Raw genomic sequence first — 17753 nt, forward strand, 5'->3', positions numbered from 1 at the left:
AAAGGTGAAAAGAACCCCTGTCAGGGGAGTGAAATAGAATCTGAAACCTGTTGCTTACAAGCTGTGGGAGCAGTTCTGACGACTGTGACCATGTGCCTTTTGCATAATGAGTCAGCGAGTTAATCTGTTGTGCAAGGTTAAGCGAGAGCGGAGCCGAAGCGAAAGCGAGTCTGAAGAGGGCGAATGAGTACAGCGGATTAGACCCGAAACCGGGTGATCTATCCATGAGCAGGTTGAAGCAAGGGTAAAGCCTTGTGGAGGACCGAACCAGTATCGGCTGAAAACGATTTGGATGACTTGTGGATAGGGGTGAAAGGCCAATCAAACCCGGTGATAGCTGGTTCTCCCCGAAATATATTGAGGTATAGCCTCAGGGATTGTTTATCGGAGGTAAAGCACTGACAAGGCTAGGGGTCCTACCAGATTACCAAACCTTATCAAACTCTGAATGCCGAATAAATGTACCCTGGGAGTCAGACGGCGGGTGCTAAGGTCCGTCGTCGAAAGGGTAAGAGCCCAGATCGACAGCTAAGGCCTCCAATTCCATACTCAGTGGTGAAGGTGGTGGAGTTGTTTAGACAGCCAGGACGTTGGCTTAGAAGCAGCCATCGTTTAAAGAAAGCGTAATAGCTCACTGGTCTAATGATTCTGCGCCGAAAATGTAACGGGGCTAAGTATGGAGCCGAAGCTTCGGATTTGTCTTTATGACATCTGGTAGGGGAGCGTTCTCAGCGGGCTGAAGCTGTGGTGAAAACCATGGTGGACTTCTGAGAAGTGATTATGCTGACATGAGTAACGATAAAACAGGTGAAAAACCTGTTCGCCGAAAACCCAAGGTTTCCTGGGTAAAGTTAATCTTCCCAGGGTTAGTCGGTCCCTAAGGAGAGGGCGAAAGCCGTATCTGATGGAAAACGGGTTAATATTCCCGTACTTGCATGGATGTGCGATGGAGGGACGCAGTAAGATAGGTGATCCGGGTGTTGGTTGTCCCGGTGCAAGTGTGTAGGAATGGAAAGCAGGCAAATCCGCTTTCTCTATCCGAGACACGAGTCCGAGCCGCAAGGCGGAAGTCATTGAGTCTACACTGCCAAGAAAAGCTTCTAAGTTTAGTTCATGTGAACCGTACTCGAAACCAACTCAGGTGGGTGGGATGAATAATCCAAGGCGCTCGAGAGAATTCTGGCTAAGGAACTCGGCAAAATGACCCCGTAACTTCGGAAGAAGGGGTGCTCCTCTGTGTGAGTTTATTTACTATGCAAGCACGAGGGAGCCGCAGTGAATTGGTGGTGGCGACTGTTTACTAAAAACATAGGTCTGTGCGAAGTCGCAAGACGACGTATACGGACTGACGCCTGCCCGGTGCCGGAAGGTTAAAAGGAGAGGTCAGCGCAAGCGAAGCCTTGAATTGAAGCCCCGGTAAACGGCGGCCGTAACTATAACGGTCCTAAGGTAGCGAAATTCCTTGTCGGGTAAGTTCCGACCTGCACGAATGGCGTAACGATCTCCACACTGTCTCGGCCAGAAGCTCGGTGAAATTGAAGTCGCGGTGAAAATGCCGTGTACCCGCAGAAAGACGGAAAGACCCTGTGCACCTTTACTATAGCTTGACATTGGATTTTGGCCCTACATGTGTAGGATAGGTGGGAGCCTGTGAACCCTGTACGCCAGTATGGGGGGAGGCACTGTTGAAATACCACCCTTGTATGTCTAAGATCCTAACTCCATACAGTTATCCTGTTGGAAGACAGTGTCTGGTGGGTAGTTTGACTGGGGCGGTCGCCTCCTAAATTGTAACGGAGGCACGCAAAGGTTCCCTCAGGCTGTTCGGAAACCAGCCGTCGAGTGCAAACGCATAAGGGAGCTTGACTGCAAGAGAGACATCTCGAGCAGAGACGAAAGTCGGCGTTAGTGATCCGGTGGTCCCGCATGGAAGGGCCATCGCTCATTGGATAAAAGGTACGCCGGGGATAACAGGCTGATCGCATCCAAGAGTTCATATCGACGATGCGGTTTGGCACCTCGATGTCGGCTCATCACATCCTGGGGCTGAAGCAGGTCCCAAGGGTACGGCTGTTCGCCGTTTAAAGTGGTACGCGAGCTGGGTTTAAAACGTCGTGAGACAGTTTGGTCCCTATCTTCTGTGGGCGAAGGAATATTGAAAGGGCCTGTCCCTAGTACGAGAGGACCGGGATGGACATACCACTGGTGGACCTGTTGTCGTGCCAACGGCATAGCAGGGTAGCTATGTATGGAAGGGATAACCGCTGAAAGCATCTAAGCGGGAAGCCTGCCTTAAGATAAGTATTCCCTGTCGCAAGACCTGAAGGGCCCGGATAGACGATCCGGTTGATAGGTTGGAGGTGTAAGCGCTGCGAGGCGCTCAGCTGACCAATACTAATAGCCCGTGCGGCTTGTTTCTCTCATAAACCTCTCTCATCCCTGTCAATTATATATTTGGACAAATTTCCTTGGTGTCCATAGAGAAGCGGGTACACCCGATCCCATTCCGAACTCGGAAGTTAAGCGCTTCATCGCCCATGATACTGCGCATTTTTACGTGGGAAAGTAGGCCGATGCCAAGGTTATCTTTGGAAAGGCTCCTTTTCAGGAGCCTTTCGTCGTTTAAAGCCCTGCGGGCTGCGCACCCCTGCGCCGCCTGCGGGGCTTTTTGTTTTTCTCATCCCCGATGAAACCGGTCTGGAAAGCACACGGGCGGTACTGTCGAAACCTGTCGGTATGTTCCGGCGTTTTCCTGCGCGGCAAAACGCGGTGGGCAAAGGGGAAAGGCAGATGGGGCCGTATGCTCCGAGGGGAAAGCGTGCACGGCCTTGGGGGACGGCGGCTCCGGTTGCCGGAACCCGGGGGGCCGGACACGGCGCGTTTGTGCGGGAGAGGGGGAAGCTCTGAAAAAAGAGAAGATAACGCCCGAAAGGTGTCGTATTTCCTTACGGGCGCATGATGCGCGTCTTTTTTCGTATTGTTTGCGGCATGTGCTCAATCGTCAGGGAAGGTTCCTTTTCCGCACGCCCGTTCCTGCCAGCCCGTCTTTTTTGTGGCATATGTCCTATGCCCTGGAATCGCCCGTGCCTTGTCCCTCGCCAGCCGTGCCGCGTTCAATGAAACATCCGGGTACACTCCCCGGGCAAGCGTCTTCTGTTTTCCGGCAAAGTAGAAGGTGAAACGCCAATATTTTCCATCCTGAAAGTTGAGGCCTCCACCATCGGACTTCATGGGAACCTTTTCGCCTCTCTTTGCTCGTCGGTGCAGTTCCCGCAGGGCCGTGTCAGTCAGTGCCATGGCTTCCCCCTGTAGTGCCATTTCCGATAGTGCCATCGGGAAAAATAGGAATGTGGCACTAAAAATGGCACCTTTTTAGTGCCATGTATAGCGACATCATGGGAGGTTATGAAACGGAGAAAAAGAAAAAAAGTAAAGCCCCACAAGGCGTTTGAAGCTTTATGGAGCTTTATGACGGAAATAATGGCGGAAGCGTATAGGAGTCGAACCTACCTCAGACCTCTCAGCCTGACACTGGTTTTGAAGACCAGGCGCAACACCGGTTACGAGACGCCTCCGCTGGAAAAAATAGGCAAAAGCGGCCTGCCCGTCAACCCTTGGCATATTCTTTCCTCCGTTCATCTTGCAATATGGGGGAAGAAGCCTTATTGTGAAAATGAATCCGCAGAGTTTTGCGGTAAACCGTGTCATCAATTCCTTCGGGAGGAAATTTTTATGAACAATACGTCTCGTGACCAGGTGCAGAGCTACGGGCGCTCCAATGTCGCCGTCTACATGCAGCAGGTCTATCTGTGGATGACGGCCGCGCTGGGCGTCACGGCCTTTGCGGCTGTGTTCACCGCTTCCAATATGGCCATCATGCAGTTTCTGTTCACCAACACCATCATGATGATTCTGCTCATGGTGGGCATCATCGGGCTGTCCATGTACATCACGGCCCGGATTCATCGCCTTTCCGCGGGAACGGCCACCGGACTCTTCCTGCTTTATTCCGCGCTCATGGGCGTCTTCCTCGGCCCGGTGCTTCTGGTGTACACCGGCGCTTCCGTGGCTCAGGCCTTCATCGTGACCGCCGGTATGTTCGGCGGCATGAGCGTGTTCGGCATGGTGACCAGGCGTGATCTGTCCGGTATGGGAAGCTTCCTCATGATGGGCCTGTGGGGTATTCTGCTGGCCAGCCTGGTGAACGCCTTCATCGGCAATACCGCCGTTGATCTCACCATCAGCGTGCTTGGTGTGATCATCTTCACGGGGCTTACCGCTTTTGATACCCAGAAGCTCCGCATCATGGGCGAAAGCGCTCCTGTGGACGACAGCCTGGCCATGCGTCGCGGTGCGTTGCTCGGCGCGCTTACGCTGTACCTTGACTTCATCAACATGTTCCTCTTCCTGCTGCGCCTCTTCGGCAACCGCAACAGCTGATTTCAGGAAGGCCGCAGTATGCTGCGGCCTTCTTCTCCCTTTTCTGAAGAGCCTCGAGTACCGCCTTTATCGGGGCATTTTTTCTGCGGGTCATGCGGAGCGCATCGAAGACGCAAGGTTTGCCTGGAAAACGCGTTTTACGCAGAGCTTGCCGTAAGGAGCGTGAAGGGGCGCTCCATGATGAAGGCGGGAGAGCTTTTTAGGCTTATCCTGCCTCCCCGGAGATTTTTTGGGGGGAAGCGCGGAAAGGCATGTGGCCGTATTGTTCGCGGTGAAGCGCGGCTCGGAGACCTGTTTTTATGACGGCGGCCGGAGGGGATTCCGGCGTGACCATGGACAGATGCAGCGACAGGCGGCGTTCCGTCATGTTCAGGCCGGAAAGTACGGACAGGAAATCCATGAACAACGACGCCTCCGCTCGGCGTGAGTGCGGCGAACAGAAGTAGGGCTTTCCCGGAACCGCAGGTTCTGCCGCCGTAAAAGCAACGCTCGTCCAGGGATACGGGATATCAAAAAAAACGCCCCGGCTGTCCGCGCCGGACGTTTTTCTTTTTATGTGACAACGGCTCAGGCTTTTTCGGGAAAGCGAAACATTCAGGTCCTGGCCTGAGGGATGCATGTATCGGACTTTCCCGGCGACGAAGGGCGAGGCCATACGGCGTTTTCGCCGGACATGGATGCGGTCGGCAAACGCCGGCCGTGGATGAAACTGTTCCCGTCGGTGTTGCCATGGCGAAGCGCCATCCTCTTCAGAATATACTTTTTCCTCTCCTGCTGCCTCTTTCCCTGCTTTACGGTCTGGGAGGTCTCTGCAGGCGTGCTCTGGCAAAGCGGGGCATGACCGGATGCTGGAAGCCGCCGCACCCCTGCGTATCCATAGGCAATATTTCCTGGGGCGGCACAGGCAAGACTCCGGTGACGGACTGGCTGCTCAGTCATGCCGGAAAACGCGGTCTGCGCGTGGCCGTTCTTACCCGGGGCTACGGGGCGCGTCCGTCTCACCTTCCCCTGAAGGTGAACAGCGGCATGGCCGCTGCGGAATGCGGGGATGAGCCGCTCATGCTGGCGATGCGCCATCCCGAAGCCGTAGTCATGGTGGACCCTGACCGTAATCGTGCGGGCCGCTTTCTGGAAAAGGAGTCTCCCCCGGATATGTATCTGCTGGACGACGGATTCCAGCATCTTTCCACCGGGCGCGACCTTGATCTCGTACTGCTTGATAAGGACGATGTGCGTTTCAGCCCTGCGCCGGGGCGTCCGCCTTCCAACTGGAACAGAATCATTCCTGCGGGAAGCTGGCGTGAGCCCGTTTCTGCGCTGCAGAGTGCTGCGGCCTTCCTCATCAAGGCGGAACCTGCGGAATGGCCGGAGCTGGTACCTGCGCTGAAGACAAGACTCGAAGCATTTCCCCGGCCCGTATTTGCTTTCTGCATGGAGCCTGCGGGGCTGCGCCCCGTGGGAGAGCATACGGCACAAAGCGATATTCTCGGCCCTTCCGTCGTCGACGGACCGTATGTTTTTCTCTGCGGTATTGGTGATCCGTCGCAGGCGCTGCATACGACGGTATCCTTTCTCGGCCGCGGGCCGGAAAAGGTACTGGCCTTTCCCGATCATCACGATTTTAGAAAAGAAGCGGAAAAACTCCGTGCTCTGGCGCTGCCCATTGTCTGTACCGGCAAGGATGCCGTGAAGCTGGCGGCGTTTTCCCTTCCGCTTCCCTGTTTTTCGCTGGAAGTATCGGCACGCTTTTTTGCTTCTCTGAGTGTGGGGGAAGAAAACGTTTCCGATTTTGAAACCTGGTGGGAAGAGCAGCTCAGCCGTCTCTGCCCGCATTTTTGATATGTGCCTCCGGGAAGGTGACCGCTGGGCGGATTCCCCGGAAGTACAGGAATATATCATGAAAAAACAAGTTGATATGGTAACGAAAGAGCAGCTTCTTACTCTGCTCGAACGCGCTGGCCGTCCGTTGCGGCTCGACGATATTCTGCGCCTCGGCGCGTTTTCCCGCAGACTCAAGCGGGATATACTGGAGGAACTGCACGGCCTTGTTCAGGAAGGCGGGCTGGTACGCCTGGAAGGCGGCAGCTTTGTGCCGGCGGGAAAACTGAAGACACGGCGCGGCGTTCTTTCCGTGCAGCGTTCCGGTGCAGCCTTCGTCACGCCGGAGGATGCGGCCGCGAGAACGGGGCAGGATATTTACATCGCCCCGGAACATGTGGGCGATGCCTGGAACGGCGATGTGGTGGAAGTCATGCTTCTTCCCATGAAGCGCGGCGCGCACAGGGGGCAGGAGGGCCGTGTCGTGGAGGTGGTGCGGCGCGGTCATACGGAAATCGTGGCCCGCGTGCTGCGTGAGGGCACGTTGGAGCACACCGCGCTGTGTCGTCCCGCAGATTCCCGCCTGGGCTTTGACGTGATCGCCGATATTTCGGCACTGGAAAAGAAGCCCGAGGAGCAGGAGCTTCTGCGAATCGCCATGGGCGACAGGCTGGGCGATGACGGAAAGCGTCCCCTGTGGGAGGGGCGGGCCCTCGCCTCCCTCGGTCTGGAAAACGATGCCGAGGTGCAGGAGCGTTTCACCAAGCTGAACAACGGCATTCCCACGGAGTTTCCCGACAATGTCGTGGCCGAGGCCGAAGAAGCGGCCCGGAAGACCGACATGAGCGGTCTGACGGATCTTCGCGGGGAGATGCTGGTCACCATAGACGGCGAGGACGCCCGTGATTTCGACGATGCCGTATGCGTCCGCCGCACGGCGGATGGCTGGAGGCTGCTGGTGGCCATTGCCGACGTATCTTATTATGTCCGGCCGAGAACGGCGCTGGACAGAGAGGCGCGCGAACGCGGCAATTCCTATTACTTCCCCATGTCTGTGGAACCCATGCTGCCGGAGGCGCTGTGCAACGGCGTATGCAGCCTGAGACCGCAGGAGCAGCGGCGCTGCATGGCCGTGGACATGGCTCTGGACGCTCAGGGCACTCTGACGGACACGCATTTTTCCAATGCGGTGATGATGTCCCGCGCACGCCTGACCTACCGCGAGGTTCAGGCCGTTCTGGATGATCCCGGCTGCGAAGCCGCCCTTGCCGTGGAGGAGCGCGCTCCGGGCGTGCCCGCCATGCTGAGGGAGGCGGCGGAGCTGGCCGACGTGCTCATGGAGCGTCGGCGCCGGCAGGGCGCTTTGGATTTCGACCTGCCGGAAGCGGAATTCGTGGTGGAGGAAGTGAACGGCTCTTCCCGCGTGACGGGCATACGCAACCGCGAAAGGCTGTTCAGCCACAGGCTCATCGAAGCCTTCATGGTGCGGGCCAACGAGGCCGTGGCCGAATTTCTGACAAGGCATAACGCGCCGTTGTTGTACCGCGTTCATCCTTCCCCCGGGCCGGACAGGCTGGAGGAGCTGTATCATATTCTCCGCGGCACGGATGCCGAGCTGCCTCTGCCCCGCGCGGCCAAGGCGGGGACGCCCGTATGGCTTCCCCATGTGCTGGAAGCGGCGGCGGGTACCGATCAGGCCTTCATTGTCAACCGTCTTGCTCTGCGTTCCATGATGCAGGCGCGCTATTCCCCGGAAGAGGACGGGCATTTCGGCCTCGCTTCTCCCTGTTACTGCCATTTTACCTCCCCCATACGACGTTATGCCGACCTTGTGAACCATCGCGCTCTGCGTTATGTTCTCGGGCTCGATACGGGCGGGGCCATTCCCGCTGGACACAAGCTTCTGGAAGTGGCGGAACAGTGCAACGGACGGGAACGGGCCGCCACCGATGCGGAACGGGAAATCAACCGGCGCATGGGCTGCCTGCTGCTGCAGGGACGTACCGGGGAATATTTCGGGGGCGTCATCAGCGGCGTCATGAATTTCGGCTTCTTTGTGGAGCTGGACGGTATGCCTGTGGAAGGCATGGTGCGCGTGGAGACGCTGGGCCGCGATTATTATGTGTTTGATGAAGACAGGCAGGAACTTCGCGGCGAGCACGGCGGCGAGACCTTCCGCCTGGGACAGCGAGTGACCGTAAAACTTGCCGGCGTGCATGTCGGCCGACTGGAGATAGACTTGGAATATAAAAAGGAAGACGAGGAAGGGCGTCGCCCCTTCCGCCGCAAGCGTGACGAAAGCGCGCCGAGACGCGCCCGCTTTGAAGACAGGGACGGCGGAGAACGCCGTACGGGCCGCCGCGCCTTTGCGGGAAGAAAGGGCCTGCGTCCCCGCAGGGATGAGGAAGAGCTGAAGCGCAGGATGCGCTACGCCTCCGACGCCTGGGGGGATGACGGTTCCGAAGGCGGAGAAAAGGAACTTCGCGGCCGGAGCCGTTTTGAGTCCCGTCCGAGACGGGAGGAACGTCCCTTCCGGGATGAGGAGCGGAGCAGGGAACAGGGCGCTTCGCCGGAGCGTGAACATGGCTTCAGAACGTCGTTCCGTCCCGGCAGAAAGCGTTTCGAGCAGGACGCGGAAGCGCCTTTCCGCCGTGAGGAACGTTCGTTCCGCAGAAGAGAGGACCGTTTTTCCGCCGAGGAAGGGGAAGAGCGCCGTTTCTCCCGGCATGAAGGAGAGGAAAGGTCTTTCCGGCCGTCCCGTCCCCGTTTCCGTCATGAGGAAAGACGCCCCCGCTTTGAGGAAGATGAGCGTTTCCGTCGCGAAGATTCCTTCCGCGATGGCGCGCGGGAAGAAAAACACGGCCGTTTTTCCCGTGAGGAACGGGAGGAGGGGGTTGCCCGCAGAGAGCGTCCCTTCCTGGAAAGGGGCGGGGAGCGCCGTTTTTCCCGCCGCGACGGCGAAGGAAGGCCTTTCCGCACGTCCCGCCCCCGTTTTGAGGAGGGGAGGAAACCTTCCCGCTTCCATGACGGGGAAGAACGTTCCTTCCGCGATCATGCGCCGCACCGCGGCCGTCCGTCCCGTGCCCGCGGGGAGCGCGAGGACTTCCACGGGGCGCCCGACGATTTCTTCGCCATTCATACGGAGCCGGAAAGGCCCGTGCACCGTTTCGGAAAACGCAGAAAATAAACTTCGGGGGCCCGCATTGCGCGGGCTCCTCCCGTGCGGGCCTTCTCCCGCCGGGGTGTGGGCTTAACATGTTGACAATACATGACGCCTTAGATAAAAAAGATGGTTCGGCATAATGCCGAAGTTTTATTTTCTCTCCGTACTCCGTTCAGGGGCACGTATTTACCTGTTTCCGATATCACCCGGCTTGTCCCGGATAAACTTCCTGGAGGCATTTCATGGCCCGTATTACCGTAGAAGATTGCCAGCGCCGCGTAGACAACCGTTTTCTGCTCGTGCAGATGGCCATCAAGCGCGTGCGCCAGTTCCGCGAAGGCTACGAACCTCTGGTGGACAGCAAGAACAAGGAAGTGGTGACGGCCCTGCGCGAAATCGCCGCCGGCAAGGTGCTGCCCGAAGACAAGCGCTTCTATACTCCCGTGGAAGGCGAAACCACGCCCGACCTTGACGATTAAGTCTTGTTTTTCGGAAAACTCCCATGAGCAGCAAGCGCGATTATTACGAAGTTCTGGGCGTCGCCAGGGATGCTTCGGAGGATGAGATCAAGCGTGCCTACCGCAAGCTGGCGCTCAAGTATCATCCCGACCATAATCCGAACAATCCCGAGGCGGAACAGAAGTTCAAGGAAGCCGCCGAAGCCTACGATGTCCTGCGCAATCCCGAGCGCCGCGCCAATTACGACCGTTTCGGTACCGCCGAACCGGGCATGGGCGGTGCGGGCTTCAACAGCGCCGAAGATATCTTCGCCCAGTTCGGCGACGTGTTCGGCGATCTGTTCGGTTTCGGCGGCAGCCGTTCCCGCGGTCCGCGTCCTCAGCAGGGCGATGATCTGCGCTACAATCTGACCATTTCCTTCCGTGAAGCGGCCAGGGGCATAGAAAAGGCCATCAAGATTCCCCGCCATGTCTCCTGCCCGGACTGCAACGGCTCCGGCGCAGCCAAGGGGTCTTCCCGCGAGACGTGCAAAAAGTGCGGCGGCAGCGGTCAGGTGGCCATCCGTCAGGGCTTCATGCAGTTCGTCCAGCCCTGCCCCGCCTGCCACGGCCGCGGCTTTACCATTCCCAAGCCCTGCCCCCGCTGCAAAGGGGAAGGCATTGTGGAAACCGTGCGTGAACTTTCGGTGCGGATTCCCGCCGGCGTGTACGACGGGGCGCGTCTGCGCCTGCGCGGCGAAGGGGAAATGGGCGTGCACGGCGGGCCTCCCGGGGATTTGTATGTGGTTCTGCATGTGGAGGAGGACGACGTCTTCGAACGCGAGGATCAGGACCTCATCTACACCGCCACCATCACCTTCCCCCAGGCGGCGCTGGGTACCCGCATTCAGATTCCCAGCATCAACGACGGGGAAACGCTGGATCTCGATATTCCCAAGGGCTCGCAGAACGGCAAGGTGTTCCAGATTCGCGGCAAGGGACTCAAATACCCCGGAGAAAAGCGTACCGGCGATCTGCTTGTCCGCATTGTGGTGAAGACGCCCACCAGGCTTTCCGCAGAGCAGGAAAAGCTGCTGCGCGAGTTTGAGCGCATCAGCGAAGAACAGAGCAAGTCCGGCCTGTTCGACAAGGTGAAAAAAGCCATGGGCATGGAATAATTCCGCTCCGTTTGAGCAAAAAAGGCCGTCTCCCTCCGGGAGGCGGCCTTTTTTGCGTCGCGAAGGGGCGCATGGCCTTCTTCCGTACCTGCAGGGGAAGCCCGGTCTTTTGCAATGCGGACATGCTCCGTCTGAAGCGGGGCGGGGCAGAAGGGCGTCAGGGCATTTTGGCCGTCTTTCCGAGAAAGAGGGAACCTTGCCGTGCGGAACTTCTGTTCATCTGACGGCAGAGAGGCGAAAAATAAACAGCTCTATCATACACAAATACGGGAAGGCGTTTTAAAACGGAGAAAAGGCCTTGTACGCTTTGTCCTGGTCAACCTTCAACACGAGCGCAGCAGTCATGACAGCTTTCTTCTCGTACGATGATTTTCTGGAAAAGGCCCGTGAATTCCACGGATGTGCTTCCCCGGGGCTGATGCTGGGATGTTCCATGGTGGAACTTGCCCTGCATTCCATGGGCAGAACGCAGCATTACCATGCCCTGTGCGAAACCGCCCGTGATCTGCCGGATGCGGTACAGCTGCTTACGGCCTGTACGGCGGGCAACGGACGACTGCATGTGTTCGAACTCGGCCGTTTCGCCCTTACGCTGTACCGTGTTCAGGGCGGCAGGGGCGTGCGCGTGCATCTTGACGCGGCTAAAACCGCAGGCTGGCCCCATATCAGGCGCTGGGCGCTGGGAGAGGATTGCAGAGACGACAAGGAACTGCTGCGTCTGGAACATGAGATCCGCAAGGCGGGGATTTCCCTTTTTTCCGCGTCCGCCGTACAGATGAAGGACGTTTTTCTGGAAGAAGCTCCCCGTGACGTCATGACGCTCTGCATAGGCTGCGGAGAAGCGCATCCTGCATGGATGGGCCCCTTGTGCCGCGCCTGCGCGGGCCGCTCGCCCTATGTCCCGCGTCTGCCTGCGGTGAGGCATGAGGCGGAAGGATAGCCGCAGCTCGGCCGGGCGGAAGATACCCGTGAAGCGGTCCTCGTACGGGCATGTTTCACGGGTTAATTGTTTCAGAAAAGGGTTGCAGGCTTGCCGCCGGGAAAAAAATTGTCTAAAAAATTCACAAGGTGTTCGTCACACCCCTTCCCGGGAACGCCTTCCCGGGAACGTGCCGCCCATCTCCGTTTCCTCGGAAGCCGCAGTCTGGAAGGCGCAATTTCACTGCTCAGGAATATCATGCCCATGCGTCGCCTTCCCCTCCTGTTCCGTTTGGCCGTTGTTCTTTCTTTTGCCTGCTGTCTGCTGTGCTCTGTTCCTGCTCTGGCAGGTCCCATCAATGCCAAGAGCGCCATTCTCATGGATGTGACCACGGGGCGTATTCTTTATGAACAGCGGGCGGACATGAAAATCCCCCCGGCTTCCCTCACCAAGGTCATTTCCATGTATGTGGCCATGAACGCCATCAGCGCCCGGAAGACGGACTATAACAGAATGGTGAAGGTGAGTGCCAATGCCGCCCGTACCGGCGGTTCCCGTTTCGGCCTGCGCTCCGGGGAGAGGCTCACTCTCGACAAGCTTTTTTACGGCATGGCCGTGGCCTCGGGCAATGACGCCAGCGTGGCTGTTGCCGAACATGTGGCAGGTTCCACTTCCGCCTTCGTCAGCCGCATGAATTCGCTTGCCCGGCGGCTCGGCATGAAGAATACCCGCTTCGTCAATGTTCACGGTCTGCCCGCCAAGGGGCAGGTCACCACTGCGCGCGACATGCTCAAGCTGGCCCGTGCCTATCAGGCCCATTATCCCGTGGCCCGGCGCTATCACCTTGCGCGTTCCGTTACCCACAACGGCCGCAGGGAACCGAACCATAACCCGCTGGTAGGCAACTATCCCGGGCTGGACGGGTTGAAAACGGGCTGGGTGACGGCGGCGGGGTACAACATCATCGCCACGGCGCGCAGAAACGGCCATAAGCTCATCGCCGTCATTCTGGGGGCCCCCAATACGGGCGTTCGAGCGGCGGAGGCACGCCGCCTGCTCAATGCGGGCTTCAGCGCCGTATCCAAGAAAAGAAGTACCGCCATTGCGGAACTGGGCGTTTCCAAGAAGCAGGCCGCCCAGCTCAAGAAATCTTCCAGCTATACGACGAAGAAGGTGAAGAAGAGCAAGTCGCCTTCCAGAAAATCGGCGGCGGCCGACAAGCGGCAGTCTACGAGAAAGAAGTCGAAACAGTAAGAGGCTTCAGGTGAAAAAGAGACCGGAAAGCGGGCATGGCAGGCCTGTTTTCCGGTCTTTGTTCGCGGGGTGTGATTTTTTCAGTAATGATGCCACAGCCGGTGCAGTAGCCAGAAGGCGAGAATAAGTGCTGCTGCGCAGAGGGGAAGAAGCGCGCTTTTCGGGATATTCAGCCCCGCCCTTGCGCCGCCGCGTCCGCCGAAAAACACGGCGACGGCCGCAAGGATGACGATGACGAACAAAAATCCATGCATACGGAACCTGCCGGATGTTGAGGATGTCCGCGGGCGTTGTTTCCCCGCCTGTCCGGTCCGGTGCGGCAAGGGTTGAGGGGGGCATGGGGCCGTTCCGTCCGCCCGGAAAAAAGGGGCGGACATGTTCCGCCCCGTTCATGGATGCTTCCCTCGGATTCCGGCCGGGGCGCAGCCTTGCCGGCCCTGCGGAATCTTTCGGAGGGAAAAGTCTCAGAACTTCACATGGCGCGCGGCTTCCAGCGCACGGGCGAAGTCTTCGTCGCTGTGAGCGAAGGAAAGCATGTTGGCTTCAAAGGCCGAAGGCGCCATGAAGATGCCCTGTTCGCGCATCTGCTTGTAGAAGCTTTCAAAAAGCTTCTGATCCGTGGTCTGTACGCTGGCGAAGTCCCGCAGCGGAGCATGGGTGAAGTACACGGTGAACAGGGAGGCGATATGCGGAATCTGCACAGGTACGCCCTTCTCGCGCAGGATGCGTTCCAGTTCCGTGACGAAGGCGTCTACGCGCGCTTCCAGAGCAGCGTAATCGGCATGTTTGAGAATATTCAGCGTGGCGAGGCCTGCGGCCATGGCCAGCGGGTTGCCCGACAGCGTTCCGGCCTGGTAGACCTCCCCTTCCGGGGCGATGTGGCGCATGAGGTCGGCCCTGCCGCCGTAGGCGCCCACGGGCAGGCCGCCGCCGATGATTTTGCCGAAGGTGGTGAGGTCGGGCATGATGTGGAAGCGTTCCTGAGCGCCGCCGTAGGAGAGACGGAATCCGGTGATCACTTCGTCGAACACGAGAAGCGCGCCGTATCTGGTGCACAGCTCCCGCAGGCCTTCCAGGAAGCCGGGCTGCGGCAGCATGAGGCCCATGTTGCCGGCCACGGGTTCCACGAAGAGCGCGGCTATCTGATCCGGCCAGGCTTCGAACAGGGCTTTGACGGCTTCAAGGTCGTTGTAGGGCGCAAGCAGAGTGTCGGCCACGGTGCTTGCAGGCACGCCCGGCGTACCGGGAATGGAGAAGGTGGCCACGCCGGAACCGGCGCTGGCGAGAAAGGCGTCGCCGTGGCCGTGGTAGCCGCCGATGAACTTGATCATCTTGTCGCGGCCGGTGACGCCGCGGGCAAGGCGCAGGGCGCTCATGGTGGCTTCGGTGCCGGAGTTGACCATACGCACCATTTCCACGGAGGGCAGGGCGGAACAGACCTCTTCGGCAAGGCGCACCTCGTCTTCGCAGGGCGCTCCGTAGCTGGTGCCCCGGGCGGCGGCGCGGCAGATGGCTTCCGTTACCTCAGGGTGCGCATGGCCCACCAGCATGGGACCCCAGGAGCCGAGAAAGTCGATGAACTGTCCGCCGTCGGCGGTGATGAGGCGGGAACCCTTCGCTTCGGCGATGAACAGCGGGTCGGCGTGTACGTTGCGGCAGGCACGGACGGGGCTGTTCACGCCGCCGGGAATGATCTGCTGGGCGTGAGCGAAAAGTTCATGGGAACGCTGGGTATTCATATCTTGCTCCTGTTGCGGCTATGCGAAATACGTCATGGAGATTTTCTTCAGTTCCTTCAGGCTTTCGAGCACCATGCATTCCTTCAGCGTCGTGGTGCGCCGCAGCTCTTCCACCACGTCGAGGCAGTCCTGCTCGCTTTTGCCGTGAATCATGGTGTAGAAGGTGTAGGGCCATGCCGGATAGCGGCTGGGGCGGTAATAGCAGTGGGATATGCGCGGATGTTCCGCCGCCGTGCGCCCGGCTTCCTCCACTTCTTCCGGGGAAGCGATCCAGGCCACCATGGCGTTGTGCACCCAGCCCGTGCGCTGATGCTTGATGCTGGCTCCGAAACGGCGTATCGCGCCCGATTCTTTAAGCCGGGAAAGCAGGTTCAGCACTTCTTCTTCCGTGCAGCCTGCGGAGGCGGCGATATCCGCGTAAGGGGTGAGAGAATCGGGAATGTTTTTCTGCACGATGCGCAGTATGGCCTGTTCCTTTTCCGTAAATTCCATGGCAATCCCCGTAAAAGTGAAATACGACGGGCAGTATAGCCGCAGGATGCGTCGGAAGCAAGGGAAGCCGGGCTTTGTCCCCGTGCGGAAAAAAAGAGCGGGAACCGCCCGACCCCCCGGAACGGTTCCCGCAAGGACCGCATGGAAATTCCATGCGATGCCCGTCTTCCTTCTTACGGAAGCATCCAGCTCAAGAATCCTGCCTGACAATAGGCAAGGACGCAGAGAATAAGGGTGAGCGCAATACTGTGACCGAGAGCGAAGCGGAACAGATTGCCTTCCTGCCCCACCATGTTGGTGGCGGAGGTGGCCACGCTGATGGACTGGGGAGAGATCATCTTGCCGGTTACGCCGCCCACGGCGTTGGAGGCCACGGCAAGTTCGGGCGGAATGCCCACGGCGGTGGCGGTGGTGTGCTGCATACTGCAGAACAGGGCGTTGGAGGAGGTGTCCGAACCGGTGAGGAACACGCCCAGCCAGCCGATGAGCGGGGCAAAGAACGGGAAGAAGCTGCCGGTCTTGGTGAAGGCGAGGCCCAGGGTGGAGCTCATGCCTGCATAGTTCATGAGGAAGGCCAGACCGAGCACGCTAGCGATGGTGAGGATGGGGAAGCGAAGCTGATGCAGGGTGGTGAAGAAGCACTTCACGGCCTTCGCGTAGGAATAGCCGGGCATGAGGGGCACGGCAATGAAGCCGGAAAGCAGGATGGCGGTACCGCCGGCGGAAACCCAGCCGAAGGTGAACACGGCGGCGTAGGGTGCTTCCGAGGCCACGATGGGAGCGGCGCGGTTGACCATGCCGTCAAGCAGCGGCCAGGCGAAGCTGGGCGCGGAAATGCCGTTCAGAACGGCCTTGAACTGGGGCAGGCCCCACAAGAACACCATGACGGCGAGAATGAGGTAGGGACCCCAGGCGCGCAGCACGACCTTGCCGGAATAACCGGGACCGTCGGTGCTGACCGCAGGATCTTCGGCAAAGCGGAAGATGGAGGCGGGCTTCCAGAAGCGCAGCAGCACGAGCAGGCCTACGATGGTGGCGATGGCCGACATGATGTCGGGCAGGGTGGGGCCGTGATAGTTGGCGAAAATGAACTGCGCACCGGCAAAGCAGATACCGGCCACGAGAATGGCGGGCAGAATTTCCATGGAACGGCGGAAGCCGCACATGACGATGCTGAGCCAGAAGGGAATGATGATGGCGAGGAAGGGAAGCTGCCGCGCCGCCACCTGGCTGATGAGGTTGGCGTCCATGCCGGACACGCTGGCGGCGGTGAGCACGGGGGCGCCGATGGCGCCGAAGGCCACGGGCGCGGTGTTGGCGATGAGGCAGAGGCCCGCGCCGTAGATGGGGTTGAAGCCCAGTCCGGCGAGCATGGCCGCCGTGATGGCCACGGGAGTGCCGAAGCCGGCGGTACCTTCCAGGAAGGAGCCGAAGGCGAAGGCGATGAAGATGGTCTGGAGACGACGGTCGGGCGTCACACGGGCCAGAGAATCCTTGATGATTTCGAATTCACCCGATTCCACGGTCATGTTGTAGACCCACACGGCCGTGATGACGATCCAGATAATGGGGAACAGGCCGTTGGCAACACCGAGGCCCACGGAGCTTATGGCCGTGACAATGGGCATACGCCATACGAGAACGGCAATGATAAATGCCGACGCAAGGCCCGCCAGTGCGGCGATGTGCCCCTTGGCGCGTTTTATGGCCAGCATGTAGAGCAGGATGATGAGCGGTATGGCCGCAATGCATGCGGAGACGACCTCGCTGACAACGGGATCATAGACTTGAGTCCACGCCATGGCTTTCCCCCATGAAATTAAAGTGATCGGCGCAGCAGATATTTCCTTCGGGATGTATCGGAATATACCTGTAATTTTATGCTTATAAAAAATAAAAAGTCTTCGCAAGTATTATGCGGCAAGCGTAAAAAGAAACAATGGATATTGAAATTTTAATAACGATGAAACGGGAAAAGAAGCGGCAGATTTTTCTTATCATGCGGTATTGTTTGTATAAATGATGAAAAAACGTTGGGGGAGGCGCCGGGGCGGCATGGGGGGAAGATTACGGTTGTTTTTTTAAAAAATGTTTTATGAAAGGTGGTTGGAAGAAAATTTCGGAATATTTCCCTATTGTGATTATTATAACAACATGGCGGCGCATGTCCGGCATTCCGCGGGGCGGAAAGGGAACGGAAGCATGTTCCGGCGGAAGACCTTTCCTGCGGACGCTGCCGTACGTTTTCGCCGCGCAGACGGGGCGGGTTGTTCCGCAACATAAGAAGAGAAAAGAGAATCGGCATTGACACCG

13 protein-coding genes, 1 tRNA gene and 2 rRNA genes (1 of these 16 cut by a window edge) are annotated in these 17753 nt (G+C 58.6%); 10 read left to right on the plus strand and 6 right to left on the minus strand.

Annotated features, from left to right (window positions below; all coding sequences use genetic code 11):
* Together CZ345_RS04550 and rrf are read left to right on the plus strand one after the other, a co-directional pair.
* A 23S ribosomal RNA gene (locus tag CZ345_RS04550) occupies positions 1-2419 on the plus strand (it extends 493 nt beyond the left edge of the window).
* Between the two features lie 48 nt (positions 2420-2467).
* A 5S ribosomal RNA gene (rrf, locus tag CZ345_RS04555) occupies positions 2468-2582 on the plus strand.
* A gap of 412 nt (positions 2583-2994) precedes the next feature.
* Here the strand turns inward: rrf and CZ345_RS17670 are convergent.
* On the minus strand, positions 2995-3333 hold the full coding sequence (locus CZ345_RS17670; RefSeq protein WP_077072018.1) for an Arm DNA-binding domain-containing protein: 339 nt from the start codon (positions 3331-3333) through the stop codon (positions 2995-2997).
* 148 nt (positions 3334-3481) lie between these two features.
* Positions 3482-3575 (minus strand) — tRNA-Sec (locus tag CZ345_RS04565).
* A gap of 157 nt (positions 3576-3732) precedes the next feature.
* On the opposite strand from CZ345_RS04565, the gene CZ345_RS04570 reads away from it, so the two are divergent.
* From CZ345_RS04570 to CZ345_RS04610, 8 genes are all read left to right on the plus strand, one after another.
* A complete protein-coding gene (locus CZ345_RS04570) occupies positions 3733-4440 on the plus strand; it encodes a Bax inhibitor-1/YccA family protein (RefSeq protein WP_077072019.1) in 708 nt (235 codons plus the stop codon).
* A gap of 299 nt (positions 4441-4739) precedes the next feature.
* Positions 4740-4886, plus strand: a complete 147-nt coding sequence (locus CZ345_RS16845; RefSeq protein WP_154674798.1) for a hypothetical protein — start codon at positions 4740-4742, stop codon at positions 4884-4886.
* A gap of 283 nt (positions 4887-5169) precedes the next feature.
* Entirely contained in the window at positions 5170-6279 is a 1110-nt protein-coding gene (gene lpxK, locus CZ345_RS04580) for a tetraacyldisaccharide 4'-kinase (RefSeq protein ID WP_077072021.1), read from the plus strand.
* Positions 6280-6337: 58 nt separating this feature from the next.
* Entirely contained in the window at positions 6338-9445 is a 3108-nt protein-coding gene (rnr, locus tag CZ345_RS04585) for a ribonuclease R (protein ID WP_083717147.1), read from the plus strand.
* Positions 9446-9663: 218 nt separating this feature from the next.
* The gene (gene rpoZ / locus CZ345_RS04590) at positions 9664-9900 is read left to right on the plus strand and encodes a DNA-directed RNA polymerase subunit omega (RefSeq protein ID WP_077072023.1); all 237 of its coding nucleotides are present in this window, start codon (positions 9664-9666) and stop codon (positions 9898-9900) included.
* A gap of 23 nt (positions 9901-9923) precedes the next feature.
* Positions 9924-11036, plus strand: a complete 1113-nt coding sequence (gene dnaJ, locus CZ345_RS04595; protein WP_077072024.1) for a molecular chaperone DnaJ — start codon at positions 9924-9926, stop codon at positions 11034-11036.
* Between the two features lie 343 nt (positions 11037-11379).
* A complete protein-coding gene (locus CZ345_RS04605; RefSeq protein WP_077072026.1) occupies positions 11380-11976 on the plus strand; it encodes an FmdE family protein in 597 nt (198 codons plus the stop codon).
* A 237-nt stretch (positions 11977-12213) separates the two neighbouring features.
* Positions 12214-13209 (plus strand): D-alanyl-D-alanine carboxypeptidase family protein, encoded by a 996-nt coding sequence (locus CZ345_RS04610; RefSeq protein WP_077072027.1) that lies wholly within the window; start codon positions 12214-12216, stop codon positions 13207-13209.
* Between the two features lie 80 nt (positions 13210-13289).
* On the opposite strand, the gene CZ345_RS16850 is transcribed toward CZ345_RS04610, so the two are convergent.
* From CZ345_RS16850 to CZ345_RS04625, 4 genes are all read right to left on the minus strand, one after another.
* On the minus strand, positions 13290-13463 hold the full coding sequence (locus CZ345_RS16850; RefSeq protein WP_154674799.1) for a hypothetical protein: 174 nt from the start codon (positions 13461-13463) through the stop codon (positions 13290-13292).
* A 210-nt stretch (positions 13464-13673) separates the two neighbouring features.
* A complete protein-coding gene (gene hemL / locus CZ345_RS04615) occupies positions 13674-14948 on the minus strand; it encodes a glutamate-1-semialdehyde 2,1-aminomutase (RefSeq protein WP_077072028.1) in 1275 nt (424 codons plus the stop codon).
* Positions 14949-14966: 18 nt separating this feature from the next.
* Positions 14967-15440: a siroheme decarboxylase subunit beta gene (gene ahbB / locus CZ345_RS04620; protein WP_083717134.1), complete on the minus strand. Its 474-nt coding sequence runs from the start codon at positions 15438-15440 to the stop codon at positions 14967-14969.
* A gap of 173 nt (positions 15441-15613) precedes the next feature.
* On the minus strand, positions 15614-17242 hold the full coding sequence (locus tag CZ345_RS04625; RefSeq protein ID WP_077072029.1) for an L-lactate permease: 1629 nt from the start codon (positions 17240-17242) through the stop codon (positions 15614-15616).
* Positions 17243-17753: the final 511 nt, after the last annotated feature.

This window comes from Mailhella massiliensis (assembly GCF_900155525.1).
Taxonomy (GTDB): domain Bacteria; phylum Desulfobacterota; class Desulfovibrionia; order Desulfovibrionales; family Desulfovibrionaceae; genus Mailhella; species Mailhella massiliensis.